This is a genomic window from Serratia sp. OS31 (assembly GCF_014164835.1).
GTDB lineage: Bacteria > Pseudomonadota > Gammaproteobacteria > Enterobacterales > Enterobacteriaceae > Serratia > Serratia liquefaciens_A.
Genome location: NZ_JACJFQ010000009.1, coordinates 102,260 through 120,130 on the forward strand (window position 1 = coordinate 102,260; position 17,871 = coordinate 120,130).

The following is a 17,871-nucleotide window of genomic DNA, read 5'->3' on the forward strand; positions in this document are numbered from 1 at the left end:
CAGTAAAAGTTTACTTGTTCAGTTTCAGCGTTTTGATGATGCCTTCGGCTTCACTTTGCGCCTGCTGCTGGTTATCCGCCGGCAGCGTCACCTGAATGGTCAGCATGTTGTTATCCAGCGTGCCGATCAGGATGGAGGAGTAGGCCTTCTCGCCGCCGCTGGTAATGATGCTGTCCAACTGACGCAGCGGCACGCCGTTTACGTCGATGGCTTTGTTGGTCACCACCTGCAGGTTGGCATCACGCGAACGTTGGGTATCTTCGAGACGCTTGCTCAAGGTTTCCAGACTGTCGGCGGTTTTGTCGCCGAGGATCACGATCACTGCGCGTTGGCCGGTGCTGTCGGCGTAAACGTGCATGTTGTTCGCCTGATTACCCAGCTTGCCGCTTTGGTCTGCCATACCGACCGGCAAGGTGAACGCCAGCTTACCCTCCAGCAAGCTTACCTGTTGCCCGGCCGGTGCGCTGGCTGCGGCATCGCCCGCCGGCGCTTTGGTGTCTTTGGTTTCGCCGTCGCAGGCCGCGAGGCCAAGTACTAACAGGCTGATACCCATCAATTTTGCTACTTTACGCATTGGGCTTCCTTCTTCCTTTCAGGTAGGGTTTCACTGCCGTATCGCAACCTATTCCAGGGTGAAATGCAAGGCAGATGTTGTCACAAGGTTTTCTCAAGTAATAGCCGATAATCAGCCACTTCGCCTTTCTTTTCCAGTTGAACAATCTGATAGTGATTGTTGATAAGCATCATCAGCATCGCACGGAACTGATTACGGGTTTTCACCCTCAACTGGTGATAACCCTGCGCCCGCGCCCAGTTTTCCTGCTCGGCCAATAGCGCTAACGCCACACCGTGGCGGCGATAAGCCGGCAATACGGCACCCAACCAGCTGTAAAACACCCCGTCTTGCTGCTGATAACCGAGTTTAAAACCGGCAGCCTGGCCATCGACTTCGGCGATCAGTGCGGCCATCGGGAGTGAGCCGATACGCTGTTGCAGATCGTTGAGGTTGTGCAGATGGTCGAATTCGGGGATTTGCTGATACAGACGGTGAACTTCTTCGAGGGTGGCGTGGCGGGTGGTGACGGTCATGGCGGCCTCCGGATGGGTAGGCCGCCAATGATAACACGGGTCAGCTCGGTTGCAGGCTGCTGTCGCCCTGGCGAGCGGCAATGCGTTTGAGCAGCATATTCAGCAGCACGCCATACATTGGCAGGAAGAACAGCATGCAGATCAGCACCTTGAAGCTGTAATCGACCAGCGCAATCTCGACCCAGTTGTTGGCCATAAAGGCGTCGCTGCTCTTGTAGAATGCAATAAAGAAGAACGACAGCGTGTCGCTGATATTGCCGAGGAACATGGCCGCGGCAGGGGCCACCCACCAGGCGCTGCGCTGGCGTAACCGGTTGAAAACGTGTACGTCGAGGATCTGACCGAGCACGTAAGCCATAAAGCTGGCGACGGCGATGCGTGCGACAAACAGGTTAAAGCTGCCCAGTGCGGCAAACCCCTGCCATTCCCCCTGATAGGTGACGGTGGAGATGACGTACGAGATAAACAGGGCCGGCACCATCACCGAAAGAATGATGCGTCTCGCCAGCGGGGCGCCAAAAATACGCACCGTCAGGTCGGTTGCCAGAAAGATAAACGGGAAGGTAAACGCGCCCCAGGTGGTATGGAAGCCGAAAATGGACATCGGCAACTGCACCAGGTAGTTACTGGAGGTAATGATGACAATATGGAACAGCGATAGCCAGACCAACGCGGTAAGGCGCTGTCGAGCGGTAAACGAGTACATGTTGTAGCCTTTTTAGCAGTGGGGTGAGGGAACCCAGAATGTCTTGTCTGTGCAGCGAAAAAAGCTGCGCGGCCGCATGATACGCGTTTGCGCAACCAATGCAATGGTTAAATTTAACGCAAACGTTAACGCATCTTGCACAGAAAAACTACCGGCGTAAACTAGGCGCTAATGAGATGCGGCGAGCGTGCGCCGATCGCTTTTGACCGAGAAAAATTGCATGACTGACTTGTTTGCCCAGGCCGACCAGACGCTTGATGCGCTGGGGTTGCGCTGTCCGGAACCGGTAATGATGGTGCGTAAAACCGTGCGCCATATGGATAACGGTGAAACCTTGCTGATTATCGCTGACGATCCGGCCACCACCCGGGATATCCCGGGCTTCTGCCGTTTTATGGAGCATACGCTGGTGGCGCAGGAAACTGAAAAAACGCCTTACCGCTATTTATTGCGTAAAGGTGTTGAGCGCTAATCGCCGCTTTTGCCTAGCGTTTTTGCAGTATTTGCTGTGCGTCCGATGCGCGAGCATGCATTGCCAGCCCCCTGAAATCCTGCGGGCGGTAATAGTGGGGCGGCACCGGCAGAGAATGCATCGCATCCGTCGGCCAGAGTTGCAGTTCACCCAGCCTGGCCAGCCAGAACCCCTGAACCTGCAGCGGTAACATCAGGCGCTGTGGGGCGGTACTTTCGAACGGGGGCCGATGGGGCAGGCGATTGCTGCCGGTGGTGTAATCCCGTTTCAAGACCAAAAACTTCTCCGGCACCCGGCGATGGCTGTCCCACCAGTCGCCATCAATCCCGTCGAGTTGCCGCTGTGTTTCCCTGATGGAGACGGCGCCAAGCTGGTGCAGGGCCTGGGGGAGCAGCGTCTCCATGGCGTGGTTGTAGGCCGTGAGGGAAACCGCCTGCCCCTGCAAGATAGCATCGATCGCCAGCCGTGATCCCAGCAGGTTGGAATACAAATCCTCCGGTGAAAAAGCCGAGACCTCCTCTGAAAACCCCGGTACCGACTGATAGCCATACCACTGTGCCACTTCATGCCACGCCGCCATTTGAAAGGCGAGTTCTCCTGCCAAATACGCCGCGAGCGTATAGCGCTGCGCAGCATCCTTAGGCGGGGTAAAGGCGTTCAGCTGGATACGGCGTATTGCCAACTCGGGGCTAAGATCGATATTCCATTGCTGGCCCAATCGGGGTAGCAGTTGGCTGAACAGGAAAAGGGTATTGTCGGCGGTGTCGCGCACGTGAGCGATATCGATAAATCCCCCGCGGCGGGTGTACATCACCCCCAATTGCTCGCTGCCAAGTCCCATCAAGTTGCTAACGGCATTGAAAGCGCTGTCGTTATAGTGGTGACGGCCAAGCCGGTCTGCATCCACCAGGTTACCCAACTGATAAAAGGGCACCGGGATACCCCAAACTTGCGCTTTGAGGTTGTAGCCAAAGGCACAGCAGGGGCGCAAACCATCCGGCGGGGACAGCGGCGCAGCCACCGGCCAGGCGATACGGCTTTCGTTGATGGGTTGCGAGGTCACCAACGTTTCCACGGGTTTGGCAGTTAGCGCGGAAGTAAACGACAACAAAACCAGCAGTACAACAGAGCGCATTAAAAAGCTTCCCCAACCTGAAAGTAAAATCCACTGCTGCCACGTCCGATGCCAAAATCGAGCCGCACGTTCATTTTCGGTTTGAATTCAAAACGGTAACCCGCTCCCAGCGTGGGTAACCAGGGCCCCTGGCCCAAATCACCGGCCTTGCTACTTAGCGTGCCCGCACCGGCCCAAAGAACGTAACCGTGGCGCCAGTTCAGCTTGCGACGATACTCGATCTGGCTGCTGAACACATTTCTGTCGCGATAGCGGCCTTGATAATAGCCGCGCATGCGTTTGTCGTCACCCAGGCCGGACAGCCTGTCCCAGGGCACCTCGCCCGTCGTCAGGCGGCTGTAAGCGTCTAACGCCAGCACGCTTTTCGCACTCAAGCTGTGGTAGGCATTGTACTGGCCTTCTACAGCATTGAAACGGCTGTCGCCGCCCAATTCGGGCGCAAAATAGGTGTCGCTCAGGCGAAGATACTGGCCACGGCTGGCATTAGAAACGAAGTCGCGGGTATCGTAACTCAGCGAACCGCTGACTCCTGAACTTAGCGATGAAACGCCGGCCTTTTGGGCCCTTAGCAGGCTGCTGCCATCCTCATCCGTCTTGCTGGCGTGCGTCGAGGAAAAATCCCAGCCAACCCCCGCGTAGGTGGCATTGGCAATGCGATACAGCAGCTGTGGCGCTATCTGGAATGCCTGCTGCGTGTACTTTTCTTTGTTACCGTTGTTATGCCCAGCCTGGTAACCGGTGCCCCAGAAATAGGTGGGCATATTATTCAGCGAGCCGTCGGCAAAGAAACGCCATTGGTCTTCGGCGAAAAAACTGTGGTTTTGGAAACCGACGCCGAAGGCGCCGGTAGTGCTGAAAAAGCCCTTTAGCGCCAGCGTCGAGTTTTGGCTGACCTTATCGCGGTTGTCCGGCCGGTATATTCCCACCACGGCGGTGCCGATGCCCAGACCGAGTTCTGGCGTATAGAACGGGCCGGGCAACACACCCCAGTCGATGGTTTTACTGCTGTCAAAATGGTTGTCAGACCCCAGCGGGGCCAACATTCCATCGATTTGCTGACGTGACAACAAGGCGGCGTTGGCCGAGGGCAGCAGCACCAACAAGGCCAGCGGTAAACTGCGGAGCGATATTGCCATCAGAAGCGATATTCACCCGAGACCATAAAGCTGTTGCGTTCGCTAAAGCCAAACTCGGTCAACAGGTTAAAGTGTTTAGTGATTTCATACTGCGTGCCAATCAGTACGTTCCACGGTGATTGCAGATGCTGCTTCACGTCGAAACGGCCTTCTCCTTTCCCATTGGCCATTTGCATCATTTGCTGAAGCTCTGCCGGCATTTTTAAGTCAGACAGGCTGCCTTTGAACCTTTGCTGCACGTCCTGATACATGGTGCCGACCCACAGGTTGAGGTGGCTTTGGCCACTGATACCCGGTACCAGGAAGCGGTAACCTACCCGAGGCGACACCGTCAGCGCGGAAATCTGACCATCAAGGATATCGAAATTGGTGCGGGTGTAGTTGGTATCGACCGAGGTGAACCAGTTCTCATAACCTCCGACCAGGGTGAAACCGGCACCGTAGGTGGTGCCTTTAAAATCGAGTTTGAAATCCAGATCTTTCAGTGTCCCCTCTTTGTTCATCTCGTGTACGAGATACGCGATCACGCCATCCGGTCCACTGAACTTGTTGGGGTCGGCGTCCACGGAGACCTTGGATAATGAACTGCCTTTGGTGTGACCGATAATGCCGTAAACATTCAGGAACGGCAGCACCCAGGTGTCCAGACGCATGGTTTCCGTTTTGCTTTTCTCACGAGTTTTGCCCACGTCAATGTTGAACAAATTGGATGGCAAGGGAGTTTTACCCAGGCTCAGGCCGGAAAATTGGATACTGTCGACATCGATATTCTGCCGCATGTTCATGTAGTTGAAGCCGATCCCGAAGGGTTCCGGCAAATCATAACCGCGAGCCCGTGCTTCATCCCCCCAAAGGGGGAGCAGGCGGTGCTCCGGCTGGGGTTTCGCCTTCGGTACATCAGCATGCTGGGCTGCCGGCAAGGTATGTTGGGTGATGAAGAGGGGGCGATCGGCACTATCGATGAGCCGCTCGGTGGCGGCTGAATCAGGCTGCTGCGCCAGAGCCAGTGAAGGGATAAAAGGAACGACGATCAGGTTGAGAATTTTAAAATATAGCGGTTTCATTCATTCGGCCATGACTCTGATAAGTTTGATTGGCTTATCGGGTTTCAGTGAATAGATGGCGGAAGAATATAGAAAGGCCTGCTGGTTTTATGGTTATTACGTGCGACTTGGCGGTGTTATTTTTCGGGTAAGTGAGTCAGGGGGCTGTCAATGTCCCCCTGACATGTGGTTCTTATTACTGACGTTTTTTCAGCAAACGCAGGGCGTTGGCGGTGACCAGCGCGGTGGCGCCGGAGTCTGCGAGCACCGCCAGCCACAACCCGGTCAGGCCCATCAGGGTGGTGATCAGGAATATCCCTTTCAGCCCCAATGCAATGGTGATGTTCTGGCGGATATTGGCATGTGTTGCCCGTGAGATGCGGATCATCTCCGCCACGCCCAGTAGCCGATTGTGAGTCAGCGCTGCGTCGGCGGTTTCCAGAGCTACATCGGTGCCACTGCCCATGGCAATGCCGATGCTGGAGGCTTTCATTGCCGGCGCGTCGTTGATGCCGTCACCGATCATCGCCGTTGGGCGCAGCTCGCTCAGCTCGGTCACCGCTCTTACCTTGTCTTCCGGCAGCAGCCCGGCGCGGTAATCCAGCCCCAGCTCAGCGGCAATCGCTGCGGCGGCACGCGGGTTGTCACCGGTTAACATCACCCCGTTGATCCCCAGCGCATTCAGTTCGGCAATCGCCTGCTTGGCGTCGCTGCGCAGCGTGTCGCGCAGGGCCAACAGGCCGATCGGCACGCCATCTTCCAGTACCACTACCGCCGTTTTACCGGCATTTTCCAACTGTTCTACCCGGTCAGTACCCTGCCGGTCGAGCAAGCCGGCAGCCAGCTTGGCCGGTGTGCTGATCAGCACGGTTTTACCGTCGACAATGCCTTCCACACCGACGCCGGCCAACGCGCGGCGATGCTGTGCCGGCGGCAGAGGGGCGCCATATTGTTCTGCGCGGTTGATAATGGCCTGCGCCAACGGGTGATGGGAGCCGGCTTCTACCGCGGCGGCAAGGGTCAACAATGACTGTTCGCCGATACCGTTGAGCGGCAGTACGTCCGTGACCGTCGGCTTGCCTTCCGTCAGGGTACCGGTTTTATCGAAGGCGATGGTTTGTACCTGGCCCAACTGCTCCAGCGCGGCGCCACCTTTAATCAGCGCACCGCGACGGGTTGCCGCCGCCAGTCCGGAGGTAATGGCGGCCGGCGTGGAGATCACCAGCGCACAAGGACAGCCGATCAGCAACAGGGTCAGGCCGCGATAAATCCAGACATCCCAGGGTTGCGCATACACCAACGGCGGAACCAGGATCACCGCAATGGCCAGCAGCATAATGGCCGGTGTGTAGTAACGGCTGAAGCGATCGAGGAAACGCTCGATCGGCGCGCGGCGCTCTTCGGCTTCTTCAATCAGTTGTAGGATGCGGTCGATGGCGTTTTTGCCCGGTTCGGAAATCACCTTCATCTGTGCGGCCTGATCGACCGACAAACTGCCCGCCGCCACTTTCTGACCCTGCTGACGTTCGACCGGGACCGACTCGCCGGTCAGGGCGCTTTCGTCGAAGCTGGCGAACGGGTTGAGCAGTTCGGCATCGGCCGGCAGGCGACCGCCGGGGGCAATTTCAATCACGTCACCGGGGCGCAGGCTGGCGACCGGCACGCGTTTGCGTTCGGTTCCCCGCAGCAGCAGGGCATCTTCCGGGACCAGCTCCATCAGCGCCTTCACGCCACGGCGGGCGCGGTTGGCGGCATAGGATTCGAGCATTTCGCCGACCATAAACAGCAACAGCACCATGGCCGCTTCGGCGGTCGCGCCAATAAACAGCGCGCCGATGGCCGCCACGCTCATCAGGGTTTCAATGGCAAACGGTGTGCCGGAGCGGATCAATCGCAGCGCTTTGGTGGCGACTGGTGCCAGTCCCACCAGCGTGGTGGCGATAAAGGCAATGCGGCTCAGCTCAGGGTTGACCATGCTGAGCGCCCAACTGACGATCATCAGCGCGGTGAGCAGCAGCAATGGGCCAAATTCCCCCAGGCGCGAAGGCTTTGGTGGCTCGGTTTGGGTTGGCTGGGTGCCAAGCAGGGTAAAACCGGCTTGTTTTACCGCATCCTGAATGCGCAGGCTGAGATCGGACTGGCCGTCGACCACCAGCTTTTCAGTGGCAAACAGCACGCGGGCATTTGCAACGCCTGGAATAGCGGTAACGGCATTCTCAATTTTTTTGGCGCAGCTTGGACAGTCCATGCCCGTGACCTTCCAGCTGTAGCGTTGACTACCGGCGAGGGGGGCGGCAACTGGCCTGTCGCTCTCCTCGTCGGGATCCCCATGATCGTCAGCGCTGCAACAGCTGGCGCCATGATCGTGGCTATGGGCGTGCTCGCTGTGGTCAGCGGCATTTTGTTTTTCACTGCTGCAACCGTGCTGAGTTTTGCTGTGGCTATGATTGCAACCGCAGCCGCCTTCGGCGTGGTTATGTTCCTGATGATTATGGTTTTCATGGTTATGCATAACGTCCCCCTCAGGGCAGTTAATGAGCTTCTTGAAACCCACTCTACACCCTGGAGTCCACTCCAGAGTCAAGCGCCGGATGAGAATTATTGCTAACGGCGTGACTGAGGGGAAGTTGGGGCATTTCTTTCTGCCTATGTCGTTTATCGCGGGGACAACGAGCGCGAATCGCTCAAGCGGGCACGAGGCTATTAGTCAAAAAAAGAAAATGTTATTCCGGCAGGAACTAAAAAATACCGGCGGCTAATAATAAAGAGTTATTAATCTATAACGCTTTAGCAAAATTTAACTTTTAGCCGTCTAAATCCCAGCACGATTCGCTTGACCCTACAGGCCGCATTTTTGTTGGAGTTTGTTACCAACTCATGGCGTTTAAGTTTCATTAATATTGTAAATAATGGAAAAAACCAGCACAAATCGCCTTCGAAACGACAATAAATGGCTGATTATTTTATGTTCAGTTTTGAGCCCCTGCCTATAATTGGAATCGATTACCTTTTATATCGGTAATCTTATTTGCTGATATATATGCATTAATTCTATCTAACACACTGCCGTCAACGGCGCATAAAGCCCTTCCCGTTAGCATGCGGTTAGTTATCCGCGGCTTCCTGGCAGGTTATGTCTATCTGTCTGATTGAAAACAATCAGCTAATGAGTGGAATCGAACCAATGCAATCTACTAAAAAGGCAATTGAAATTACTGAATCCAGCCTTGCGGCTGCGGGCTCCGGTTACAATGCAGTAGACGATTTACTGCATTATCATGAGCGCGGCAACGGCATTCAGGTTAATGGCAAGGACTCATTTTCTACCGAACAAGCCGGGCTGTTCATTACCCGCGAGAACCAAACCTGGAACGGTTATAAAGTTTTTGGCCAGCCGGTTAAATTAACCTTCTCTTTCCCGGATTATAAATTCTCTTCCACCAACGTCGCCGGCGATACCGGGCTGAGCAAATTCAGCGCGGAACAGCAGCAGCAGGCCAAGCTGTCGTTGCAGTCCTGGTCTGACGTGGCCAATATCACCTTTACCGAAGTTGGCGCCGGCCAGAAGGCCAACATCACCTTCGGTAACTACAGCCAGGATCGTCCCGGCCATTATGACTACGATACCCAGGCTTACGCCTTCCTGCCGAACACCATTTATCAGGGCCAAAACCTGGGCGGGCAGACCTGGTATAACGTCAACCAGTCGAACGTGAAACACCCGGCCAGCGAAGACTATGGCCGCCAGACCTTTACCCACGAAATTGGTCATGCGCTGGGCTTGAGCCATCCGGGCGATTACAACGCCGGTGAAGGCAACCCGACCTACAGAGACGCCAGCTACGCCGAGGATACTCGTGAGTTCAGCCTGATGAGTTACTGGAGTGAAACCAACACCGGTGGCGACAACGGCGGGCACTACGCTGCGGCACCGTTGCTGGATGACATTTCCGCTATTCAGCATCTGTATGGCGCCAACCTGACCACCCGCACCGGCGATACCGTGTATGGCTTTAACTCCAATACCGGTCGTGACTTCCTCAGCACCACCAGCAACTCGCAAAAAGTGATCTTCGCGGCCTGGGATGCGGGCGGCAATGACACCTTCGATTTCTCCGGTTACACCGCTAACCAGCGCATTAACCTGAACGAGAAATCTTTCTCCGACGTGGGTGGGCTGAAAGGCAACGTGTCCATTGCCGCGGGTGTGACCATCGAGAACGCGATTGGCGGTTCAGGCAATGACGTGATCGTCGGCAATGCGGCCAACAACGTGCTGAAGGGGGGCGCGGGCAACGACGTGCTGTTCGGCGGCGGCGGGGCCGATGAGCTGTGGGGCGGTGCGGGCAAAGACACCTTTGTCTTCTCTGCGGTCAGCGATTCTGCGCCGGGTGCTTCCGACTGGATCAAGGATTTCCAGAAAGGCATCGATAAAATCGACCTGTCATTCTTCAATCAGGGTGCGAAGGGCGGCGATCAGATCCACTTCGTCGATCATTTCAGCGGCGCAGCGGGCGAAGCTTTGCTGTCTTACAATGCGTCGAATAACGTCAGCGATCTGGCCCTGAATATCGGCGGCCATCAGGCGCCGGACTTCCTGGTGAAGATCGTCGGCCAGGTGGACGTCGCCACTGACTTTATCGTGTAACAGTCCAGATGGTAACGCCCGGCCCCGGTTGGTCGGGCGTTATACGGGAGCCGATATGAAGGGCAGCTTAGCGCACGCCGCCTTAGTGGCAGGCGGCATGATGGTTACGGGAGCAGTTATGGCCAGCAGTTTGGTTCTTCTCAGCGCGCAGTCACTGGCGGGGCAATGGCAGGTTGCCAATGCGGAACAGCAATGTCAGATACAATTTTTGGCCAACGAACAGCCTGAAACCCATGGCTACGTCCTGGTCGATCGCCAGCGCTGTTTGGAAAAGGTGTTAACCGCCGAGGTCGTCGGTTGGCGCCCGGCACCGGATGGTATCGCTTTGCTTCGGGCGGATGGCAGTACGCTGGCGTTCTTCTCGCGCGATGGCGATATTTATCGTAACCAGCTTGGGGCAGATGATGGGCTGACGTTGAAGGCGTTGGTATAACAACCGCGGGTTCGGTAGCCGAACCCGCCCTGATGAGCTTTAAAGGTACAGAGAACGTACGATCAGGAAATGACCGGAGAAATAGCAGAAGGCCACCAGCGCATCTGCGGCGCGGAAGGTCCAGCGATAGCGGTTAACCAGCCATACCACGTTGGCCAGTAGCAGCAATGAAGTGCCCGCCAGCAGCGAGAAACCGAAATCGGTGCTGCGCATAAAGTATTGTTCACCCGCCAGCCACACCATCAGCAGCGTCATGGCGACATAGGTGGCAATAGGCCATCGCATTTCTTCCAGCCGCGTCCAAATCGTCGCCAGCAACAGCACGCCGATAATCAGCAGCGCCAGCGGCAGCGGCCAAAACAGGCTGAAGGTCATCTGGCTGGCGAAGCTCAGGGTATACAGCAAGTGCGAAAGGAAAAATGCCCCGATGGCGTAAAGCACGCGTTCGCGCGGCAGCAGCAGCAGAGTGTCGGCGATCAGGGTTGCCAGCAGGCCGAGGACGATCAAATACCCGGCAGGCCCCAACACCGGCGCCTGCCATGCCAGCAATAACAGCAACAGCAGGGTGATGGGCTTAAACACCCAACGCTGCCAGCGCGGCCCACGGTAGGAGGCATCGACGAACAGCCAACCGGAAAAGAATACGGCAAGGAACGGCCAACTCATTATGTCTTCCTTATTCATTATGGGAACCGCAGCAGCCGGTTCCAAATTGTCACCAGTGTCACTTCCTGATTGCAGTGTAGGCAGCGCCCCTGCAATCGACAATGCTTTCTTGCTGATGAACGGTAACTTATTTGCAGAGTAAGAAAGGGCGGCGAAGTTTCTTTCGAACAAAGCTGCTGGCAATGGCGGCTCAGGCGTTGCGGATCATTTTCTGAGAGCCATAATTTTCAGATGAGAATGCTAATTAATTAGTAATTAATGCTGCGCGTGACAATAATAGCTAAGGATTAATCTTAGAATCTCATTATTATTTAGCAGGTTGGGTAACTGCATTTGCAGTTTTAGCTGTTTTTAGACCCGCCGTCGGTCCCGCCTGATACATGATGTTTCTGGGGAGTTATGCAATTGGAAATAAGAAAATATCTGAATGAATCAGAAATAAAAAAAATGATAAAAAATATAAAGGGAGGACTCAATTCGATCAGGGACAGTTGCATGATCACCATGTGTTTTGTTCACGGTTTGCGGGCCAGCGAGTTAAGCCGTATGACGGTGGACAATATAGAGCTCGCCGAGCGGCGGGTTTTTATTTCGCGACTGAAGAATGGCCTGTCGGTTCAGCACCCATTACAGCCGGATGAAACCCTGATGCTTAAACGCTGGTTGGATCACCGCAAATACAGCCCACACGCCGGTCAGCCCTGGTTGTTTCTATCGCGCAAAGGCGGGCGGTTATCACGCCAGCAAATCTACCGACTGATCCGCGATTACGGCAAGGCGGCCTGTCTCGAATTACCTGCCCACCCCCATATGTTGCGTCACGCCTGCGGCTATAGCCTGGCGAATAAAGGCATGGATACCCGATTGATACAAGATTATCTCGGCCACCGGAATATTCAGCATACGGTGCTCTATACCGCCAGCAATGTCCGCCGTTTTAAAAGAATCGAATTTTAACTTTAGGTCAGGAGATTAATCCTCTCGAAATAGCCACAGTGTGAACTCACTGTCGTAACGGCCGTCGGTCATTAAATGACACTCTTCCACCGCTGTGTGAACGGGGTGTTTTTTCGGGCTCAATATTGCAATGCTCGGCGGCGGCAAACAGCGCCACCTCATGGGGCACGTTAAGCCGTCGCATAAGATTGTGCTTCTGACCACTGACGGTTTTAACGCTTTTTCCCAGTAACCGTGCGGTCGCCGTGACGCTGCCGTTGTGCAGCAGAGCGGCCAACACCTGCTGTTCTGCCGTCGGCAAGGCAATCTGCGCGCTGGCATGCTGTGGGCCATAAAGCAGCGCCCCCAGCGCATAGAGTTCGCCGTTGTGCTGCAAGCCGGCTTTGTCCATGGCCCGTTTTTTATGACTGGAAATGGTACGAATATCCCGATTCATGCGGGCGGCCAACTGCCAGGGGTGCATACCACCCAGCAACGTCAGCAACACCCTACTCTCGGTTAGCGTCAAGAGTGGCAGGCTTTGTGGCTGTTTGACGGCCAGACCGGGGGCAATGTTCAGCACGTTTAACAGACGGTGCCAGGCGGGGGCGGAAAACGGCGCCAGCAGGCTCAGTTTCAGATCATGTCGGCAAGACTTCAGCACCACCAGTTGCCACAGTAGCGGCAACCAGTTGATGCCGCCGGTATGGGGCAGGGGTTCCAGCCGCACGGCGCTTTCGGCGGCGGGGTGTAGTTTAAGGACAATACTGGGCAGACTGTCTGCCGTGGCGATATTACGCAGCAGGTCCTGCTCCTTGGGGGCGGGGAAATAGCCGGTGTGCTCGTTAACGGTCAAACGCATATCATCTCTCCTGCAATCAAATGAAAAATAGCGCCGGGGTTAAAACACCCAGTAGAGCAGCAGCGCAAACAGACACCAGAGCAGTGCACTGAGAGCAAACACCAGATCCCAGGCAAACTGTTCCAGGTAATACAGGGTTCTTTTGGTCAAGAGCGGGTTATCCCCCTTGGTTTGAAAAAGCCGGGGCCGATTAAACGCAACGCTGTTCATGTCATCACGGCCTGGCCCCGGTGGGAAAAGTTGTCTATAAGCAACGTCCCCAACGAGGGGAGCGAAGAGGGCCGGCTATTACAGATGCAGTTCGCTCCACGGTCGCTGTAGAAGCTGTGCCCAGACGCTTTGCCTGTCTTCACTGTGAACCCGGGTGCTCTTCGTTCGTAATGGCTGGGGTTGGCTCACCGTGCGGATCCAGACTCGCAGTTCCTGGCGGTGCGATCGCGGATGGGTGTAAACGTGTTGATCGCAGGTGATGCAAGGGCTGTGCACGATATAGCGCAGAATGTAACCTGCTTTACGGCGCGGTACGTTAAAGGCCTGCATGATGCGTTGGCGATTCAGATAGTGGTTTTGCAGCAACCCCCAGGTGGCCACAATGCGACATAATGGCTGTTCGGCCAGGTGCGCTACCGTTTCTGGCAGGGTGATACTCTCGTCATGCTGAAGCTTCATAAAACCCCCTGTCTCCTTGTTCAATGAATAGCTGTTGAGGTGGCTTTGCCATAGATAAATTGTCTTGCGCCCGGTGCTTGTGATTAATGCTGAAGCCAGTGTTAGGTGACTTGAAAAAACAAGGGTAAATCTGTCGTCACTATTGGGTATTTTCTTCACGAGCACGCTCCCACCACTATTTCCACCTTTGCTGTTTTAAAGGGAACCGGTGCAAAGATGCAGAATTTCCTTTTGGTATATCAATTAAAGTTGTTTTTTATTTTCTCCTTTATTTTCAATGTGATGCATTGGTTTTGTCGTTCTGAAAATGCGACATTTTGGACCAAAGAGTGACATTCAGATAATTAAGCTGTTTTTTTGTGGTTCGCTGGTTCAATGTTTTATTTTGTGTCGAATGCCCGTGGATTTATCAGTGCATGTATCTGAAAATAAAATGACGTTGCTTCGCTGTTTGATTGCGTTAATTTATTTAACAAAGGTTCGCTTCGGCGGGCCTTTTTTATTTTGTTTTGTGGGTGATTGATATTGAAGGGAATAAAATTATTGCGTAAAAGCGGGGGGTATTCTTATTGACTTGAAATTGTACAAAACTAAGATATGTAACACTTTGGTCCAAAATGACCTATTTTTCACCTCACTTTTTTTGCCATAATCCAATAAAGCGATTGGGATTGCTTGCGGTATATATCACCGTATGTCGAATATTCCGGTGACCCAGATAATCCTGAATCAAACGCGTGTCCACGCCCGAATCTGCCAGCGCATAGCCACAGGCATGTCGCAGCATATGTGGGTGCGATGCCACCGTAATATTGGCGGCCTCGCCGTAACGTTTAATCAAGTAATGCACGTGTTTACGCGTCAGTTGACCGCCTTTTTGCGACAGAAATAGCCACTCACTGTCAGCATCGCGCCACCTGCCGCGCAAATTCAGCCAGCACAACAAGTGCGGCAGCTCATCTTGCGCCAGGGGATGCACGGTCGAAAAACCGTTCTTCAGGCGACGGATATAAATCACGTTATCGCGCAAATCGATATCAGATATTTTTAACTGACAGGCTTCGCTGGCGCGCAGCCCATGGATAAAACACATCTGTATTAAACAACGGTCACGCTCCGGATGTTTTCCAATGTGCGTGGCAAACAGAATGTCATTTATTTCACCGAGAGTGAGGTGTTTTCGAGTTTTCATTATTTTGGCTCCATATACCCTCTCCGGCCCGATGCCGTATGAGGATCTTACCGGAGAGAAAATAGCCTGTTTCCATTTTTTTACGTATCTATTTTCTTCGCGAATAAATGGCGGCAGCCGATCTGACATGAGGAGTAAAAACCACCATGCAGCAGGAAATAACCGCGATGTCCGCACCCACGATACTCACCCGCAAGGCCGCCCGTGCCGTTGCCGGAAAAGCCGCCAGTTTGGAGCGGCGCATCATGCAACTTAGCGGCATGGCTTATGGCGTAGAGGATTGGTTGTGCGCTTTGCGCAAGGCTGCCGAGCTGTGGCGTTGCGTCAGTGAGACGCCCTTGTTGGCTGAAAACGAACGACGCTATGCCCGGTTACGCCACCGGCATTGTTCGCACCCGGCAACCCAATTGCTGGTACGTCAACGCTATCAGGCCGATTACCAACAACCCTGAATCCACTGCAGAGGACTAACTTATGTCTGCAATCGCCCTTCCACCTCGTTTGCGTGTGGTCGTGATGATGAGGCCGGGGTTGATGCGCGAAGGCACCCTGCGGGTGCTCGAACTGGCCGGTCAGGCAATCGCATCGTTAACCGTGGTCGACGATCTTTTGACTCTGAGACAGGCGCTGTCGCAAGGCGGAGCGGATATCATCCTCACCGGCCTCACTGGGCACCGCGACAGGCTGCGCGACTTTTTTCTGTTCTATTCCCACTACCTGCGCTTCAACATCGACACGACATGGCTGTTGTACAGCGAACCCCTCACTCCTTTGCTGACCACTCTCAGCCCGTTGGCCCCCCATGAAGGGCCGCTGTGCCTGCCACACGATCTGCAGCCGCATCTGCTGCACGATTTACTGTTGAAACGCCAGGCAATGAGCCACCTTGCTTTTATGAACAGCGACCCGTTTCCCCGGATGACGGCGAATATTGTGCTCAGTTGGCCCGAGTTGCAGGTTCTTAGTCATTTTGTCTGTGGTGCACTGGAACATCTGACTACGCCGACGGGCGGATTCACGACGAAGACCCTGAGCGCCCATAAACGCAGCGCGATGCGCAAACTGGGCGTGTGCTGCGATCAACAACTCCATGCGTTGCTGCATGGATCTCGGCTATGTCCAGCAAGGAGGCTCCCGGATGTGGTCGTCAGCCAGGGATAAACGTATCCGTCGCTACACCTGGCTGGCGATGCTGCTGGTTTGTGGCATGTTTTGGTGGGGGGGCATTTGGTGCGTGCTGAAATTTACCGGTCTTTAATGGCAGACCGGCGGAGGTCGAGCCGACGCTTAAAACAATTTACCGGCAGGTGCTTACTCCCTCGGGGCTATACACTCGCCGTTGGGGTGGCGGCGGCTTTGTTGGGAGGCGTGTTGTTTTTCCCTCCGGCTGAGGCGAGCACGTGGATGGGCAGCTCGCCGGCTTCTTTTATCGGCAGCTGTCGGAAGAACGCGTTGCCGCAGATAGTGGCGCAGTGTCGCCATGATGCGAGCGCGCTTGATACTTCGCCCGCGCGTCACTCCGGGCGTTATCTCCACGCGCTGAACGATCGGTTTGCTCAATGGGGCATCGGCCCTGCAGCAGATGCCAGCTCTTCATTGACCCGCCGCCAGCGTTGCGAGCTGTATCGCTTCTGTGGGCTGTTGCATCGGCAGGTTGGCAGGCATCTGTTGGACCAGCTGTTTCTGCCACAGGGTGGAATGGCTGAAGTGGATTATCGAACGGTGGCCATTAAGGCTCCCTGTTTAAGGAGAAACAATGATACGTCTAAAAGTGATGGTTATGGAGCCGGATCCCTGGTTTCGGCTCGGGGTTGTGGCGGTGCTGGCCTCGCTCCCGGCTCAGTTTGAAGTTTGCGGGGTCACTGACCGGCTGTCGGATTTGCAGAGTCTGGTGCAGAAACAGCCATTTGACCTGTTGCTTTCAGACACTCATGGGCAGGGTGAAAGCCTGGATGACTACTTTGTCTTTCGCAGGGAGTTTTGCAAGAGGCACTCTCATGTGACCTGGCTGATGTGGAGCGACGGTTATGGTCCTTTCTTATCGGGCCTGTCTTCCAGGCTGAAACTGCCGGTTTGCCTGCAAAAAACGCTGGGGCCGGCCGAGTTGAATTCGCTGCTGGTGCTGCGTCATCGGCTGGGGCATCAGCATTTTTTGGCCGAACATCGGCGGACCCAGATGCGCGTCTGCTGCCACCTGACGCAAAAAGAGCTTTTGGTTATCAGTGCGCTGGCCCATGGCGAACCGCAAAAGCAGCTGGCGCGGCGCCTGGGCCGCAGTGAAAAAACCATCAGTTCACACAAGATCCAGGCCTTGCACAAGCTGGGCGCCAGTAGCGATCGGCGGTTATTTCATCATCAAGGAGAAAACCTCCTGCTGGAAATTCTGCGCAATGCGGGCATCAATATTCCCCATGATCCCTATGGGAGTTACTCGGCGTAACTCAATCTGATGCCGGTGATAAGCTGTGTAGTGGGGAGCGTATGCTATGTTTACGCTGATTTCACCGCGTGGAGATGGGAATAAAGATGAGTAAGCCGCCGCTGTTTTTTATCGCCGTGATTGCGTTGATCGCCGTACTGGCGACACAGCGCTATTTCAATCAGCGCCGTACTGAAGCGGATAACGACCGCGCGCCGGTGCGCAGCCTACAGGTCACGGTGAGTGACAAACGTGAGTTTCCGGTTGCCAAGACCCGGGCACCGCAGCGGGAGCCGCTGGTCAATGAGCCGATGCATTATGAGGTGGTGTTTAGCCCGCAGGGTGGCGGTGAAGAGATCCGGCTGCGGTTGAAGCCGTGGCAGTATAATCCGATTGAAAAAGGCGCGCAGGGCACGTTGAGCATGCAGGGCACGCGCTTCGTCTCTTTTACCGCCCAGCCGTAGG

General features: G+C 55.0%; 18 protein-coding genes and 1 pseudogene. 8 read left to right on the top strand and 11 right to left on the bottom strand.

Features of this window, described 5'->3' with window-relative positions:
• Positions 1–10: 10 nt before the first annotated feature.
• The 3 genes and pseudogenes from H5P17_RS10305 to H5P17_RS10315 all read right to left on the bottom strand — a co-directional run bounded on the left by H5P17_RS10305 (position 11) and on the right by H5P17_RS10315 (position 1,795).
• Positions 11–574, bottom strand: a complete 564-nt coding sequence (locus tag H5P17_RS10305) for a DcrB family lipoprotein (protein ID WP_182822717.1) — start codon at positions 572–574, stop codon at positions 11–13.
• An 80-nt stretch (positions 575–654) separates the two neighbouring features.
• Positions 655–1,107, bottom strand: a pseudogene (locus H5P17_RS10310) (N-acetyltransferase family protein); the annotation flags it as partial.
• 22 nt (positions 1,108–1,129) lie between these two features.
• Complete coding sequence (locus H5P17_RS10315; RefSeq protein ID WP_020824792.1) at positions 1,130–1,795, bottom strand: 7-cyano-7-deazaguanine/7-aminomethyl-7-deazaguanine transporter; 666 nt, start codon at positions 1,793–1,795, stop codon at positions 1,130–1,132.
• A gap of 220 nt (positions 1,796–2,015) precedes the next feature.
• On the opposite strand from H5P17_RS10315, the gene tusA reads away from it, so the two are divergent.
• Positions 2,016–2,267 (top strand): sulfurtransferase TusA, encoded by a 252-nt coding sequence (gene tusA / locus H5P17_RS10320; protein ID WP_020824793.1) that lies wholly within the window; start codon positions 2,016–2,018, stop codon positions 2,265–2,267.
• A 13-nt stretch (positions 2,268–2,280) separates the two neighbouring features.
• Here the strand turns inward: tusA and H5P17_RS10325 are convergent, their stop codons facing one another.
• The 4 genes from H5P17_RS10325 to H5P17_RS10340 all read right to left on the bottom strand — a co-directional run bounded on the left by H5P17_RS10325 (position 2,281) and on the right by H5P17_RS10340 (position 8,093).
• On the bottom strand, positions 2,281–3,402 hold the full coding sequence (locus H5P17_RS10325) for a DUF4056 domain-containing protein (RefSeq protein ID WP_182822722.1): 1,122 nt from the start codon (positions 3,400–3,402) through the stop codon (positions 2,281–2,283).
• Positions 3,402–4,538 (bottom strand): BamA/TamA family outer membrane protein, encoded by a 1,137-nt coding sequence (locus H5P17_RS10330; protein ID WP_182822724.1) that lies wholly within the window; start codon positions 4,536–4,538, stop codon positions 3,402–3,404. The genes H5P17_RS10325 and H5P17_RS10330 overlap by 1 nt, the downstream gene beginning before the upstream one ends.
• Complete coding sequence (locus tag H5P17_RS10335) at positions 4,538–5,602, bottom strand: hypothetical protein (RefSeq protein WP_182822725.1); 1,065 nt, start codon at positions 5,600–5,602, stop codon at positions 4,538–4,540. The genes H5P17_RS10330 and H5P17_RS10335 overlap by 1 nt, the downstream gene beginning before the upstream one ends.
• Before the next feature lie 175 nt (positions 5,603–5,777).
• Complete coding sequence (locus tag H5P17_RS10340) at positions 5,778–8,093, bottom strand: zinc/cadmium/mercury/lead-transporting ATPase (protein WP_044554430.1); 2,316 nt, start codon at positions 8,091–8,093, stop codon at positions 5,778–5,780.
• 672 nt (positions 8,094–8,765) lie between these two features.
• On the opposite strand from H5P17_RS10340, the gene H5P17_RS10345 reads away from it, so the two are divergent.
• Positions 8,766–10,229, top strand: coding sequence for a serralysin family metalloprotease (locus H5P17_RS10345; protein ID WP_182822727.1), 1,464 nt, complete (start codon positions 8,766–8,768; stop codon positions 10,227–10,229).
• A gap of 55 nt (positions 10,230–10,284) precedes the next feature.
• Positions 10,285–10,662 carry an AprI/Inh family metalloprotease inhibitor gene (locus H5P17_RS10350; RefSeq protein ID WP_182822729.1) on the top strand — a complete coding sequence of 126 codons (378 nt, stop codon included), beginning with the start codon at positions 10,285–10,287 and terminating at the stop codon, positions 10,660–10,662.
• Between the two features lie 39 nt (positions 10,663–10,701).
• Here H5P17_RS10350 and H5P17_RS10355 read toward each other — a convergent pair whose 3' ends face one another.
• Entirely contained in the window at positions 10,702–11,328 is a 627-nt protein-coding gene (locus tag H5P17_RS10355; RefSeq protein WP_020824800.1) for a lysoplasmalogenase, read from the bottom strand.
• Positions 11,329–11,727: 399 nt separating this feature from the next.
• Here H5P17_RS10355 and H5P17_RS10360 point away from each other — a divergent pair, with 399 nt between their 5' ends.
• Positions 11,728–12,285, top strand: a complete 558-nt coding sequence (locus H5P17_RS10360) for a tyrosine-type DNA invertase (protein ID WP_370570033.1) — start codon at positions 11,728–11,730, stop codon at positions 12,283–12,285.
• A gap of 46 nt (positions 12,286–12,331) precedes the next feature.
• Here the strand turns inward: H5P17_RS10360 and H5P17_RS10365 are convergent, their stop codons facing one another.
• The 3 genes from H5P17_RS10365 to H5P17_RS10375 all read right to left on the bottom strand — a co-directional run bounded on the left by H5P17_RS10365 (position 12,332) and on the right by H5P17_RS10375 (position 14,987).
• A complete protein-coding gene (locus H5P17_RS10365) occupies positions 12,332–13,126 on the bottom strand; it encodes a LuxR C-terminal-related transcriptional regulator (protein WP_182822731.1) in 795 nt (264 codons plus the stop codon).
• 288 nt (positions 13,127–13,414) lie between these two features.
• On the bottom strand, positions 13,415–13,795 hold the full coding sequence (locus tag H5P17_RS10370; RefSeq protein WP_182822733.1) for a CaiF/GrlA family transcriptional regulator: 381 nt from the start codon (positions 13,793–13,795) through the stop codon (positions 13,415–13,417).
• Between the two features lie 634 nt (positions 13,796–14,429).
• Positions 14,430–14,987 (bottom strand): tyrosine-type DNA invertase, encoded by a 558-nt coding sequence (locus tag H5P17_RS10375; protein WP_182822782.1) that lies wholly within the window; start codon positions 14,985–14,987, stop codon positions 14,430–14,432.
• Between the two features lie 146 nt (positions 14,988–15,133).
• Here H5P17_RS10375 and H5P17_RS10380 point away from each other — a divergent pair, with 146 nt between their 5' ends.
• The 4 genes from H5P17_RS10380 (at position 15,134) to H5P17_RS10395 (ending at position 17,870) form a co-directional block, all read left to right on the top strand.
• Entirely contained in the window at positions 15,134–15,439 is a 306-nt protein-coding gene (locus H5P17_RS10380; protein ID WP_182822735.1) for a hypothetical protein, read from the top strand.
• Positions 15,440–15,461: 22 nt separating this feature from the next.
• Positions 15,462–16,148 carry a hypothetical protein gene (locus tag H5P17_RS10385; protein ID WP_182822737.1) on the top strand — a complete coding sequence of 229 codons (687 nt, stop codon included), beginning with the start codon at positions 15,462–15,464 and terminating at the stop codon, positions 16,146–16,148.
• A gap of 595 nt (positions 16,149–16,743) precedes the next feature.
• Complete coding sequence (locus H5P17_RS10390; protein ID WP_182822739.1) at positions 16,744–17,427, top strand: LuxR C-terminal-related transcriptional regulator; 684 nt, start codon at positions 16,744–16,746, stop codon at positions 17,425–17,427.
• An 86-nt stretch (positions 17,428–17,513) separates the two neighbouring features.
• Positions 17,514–17,870: a DUF2500 domain-containing protein gene (locus H5P17_RS10395; protein ID WP_044554438.1), complete on the top strand. Its 357-nt coding sequence runs from the start codon at positions 17,514–17,516 to the stop codon at positions 17,868–17,870.
• Position 17,871: the final 1 nt, after the last annotated feature.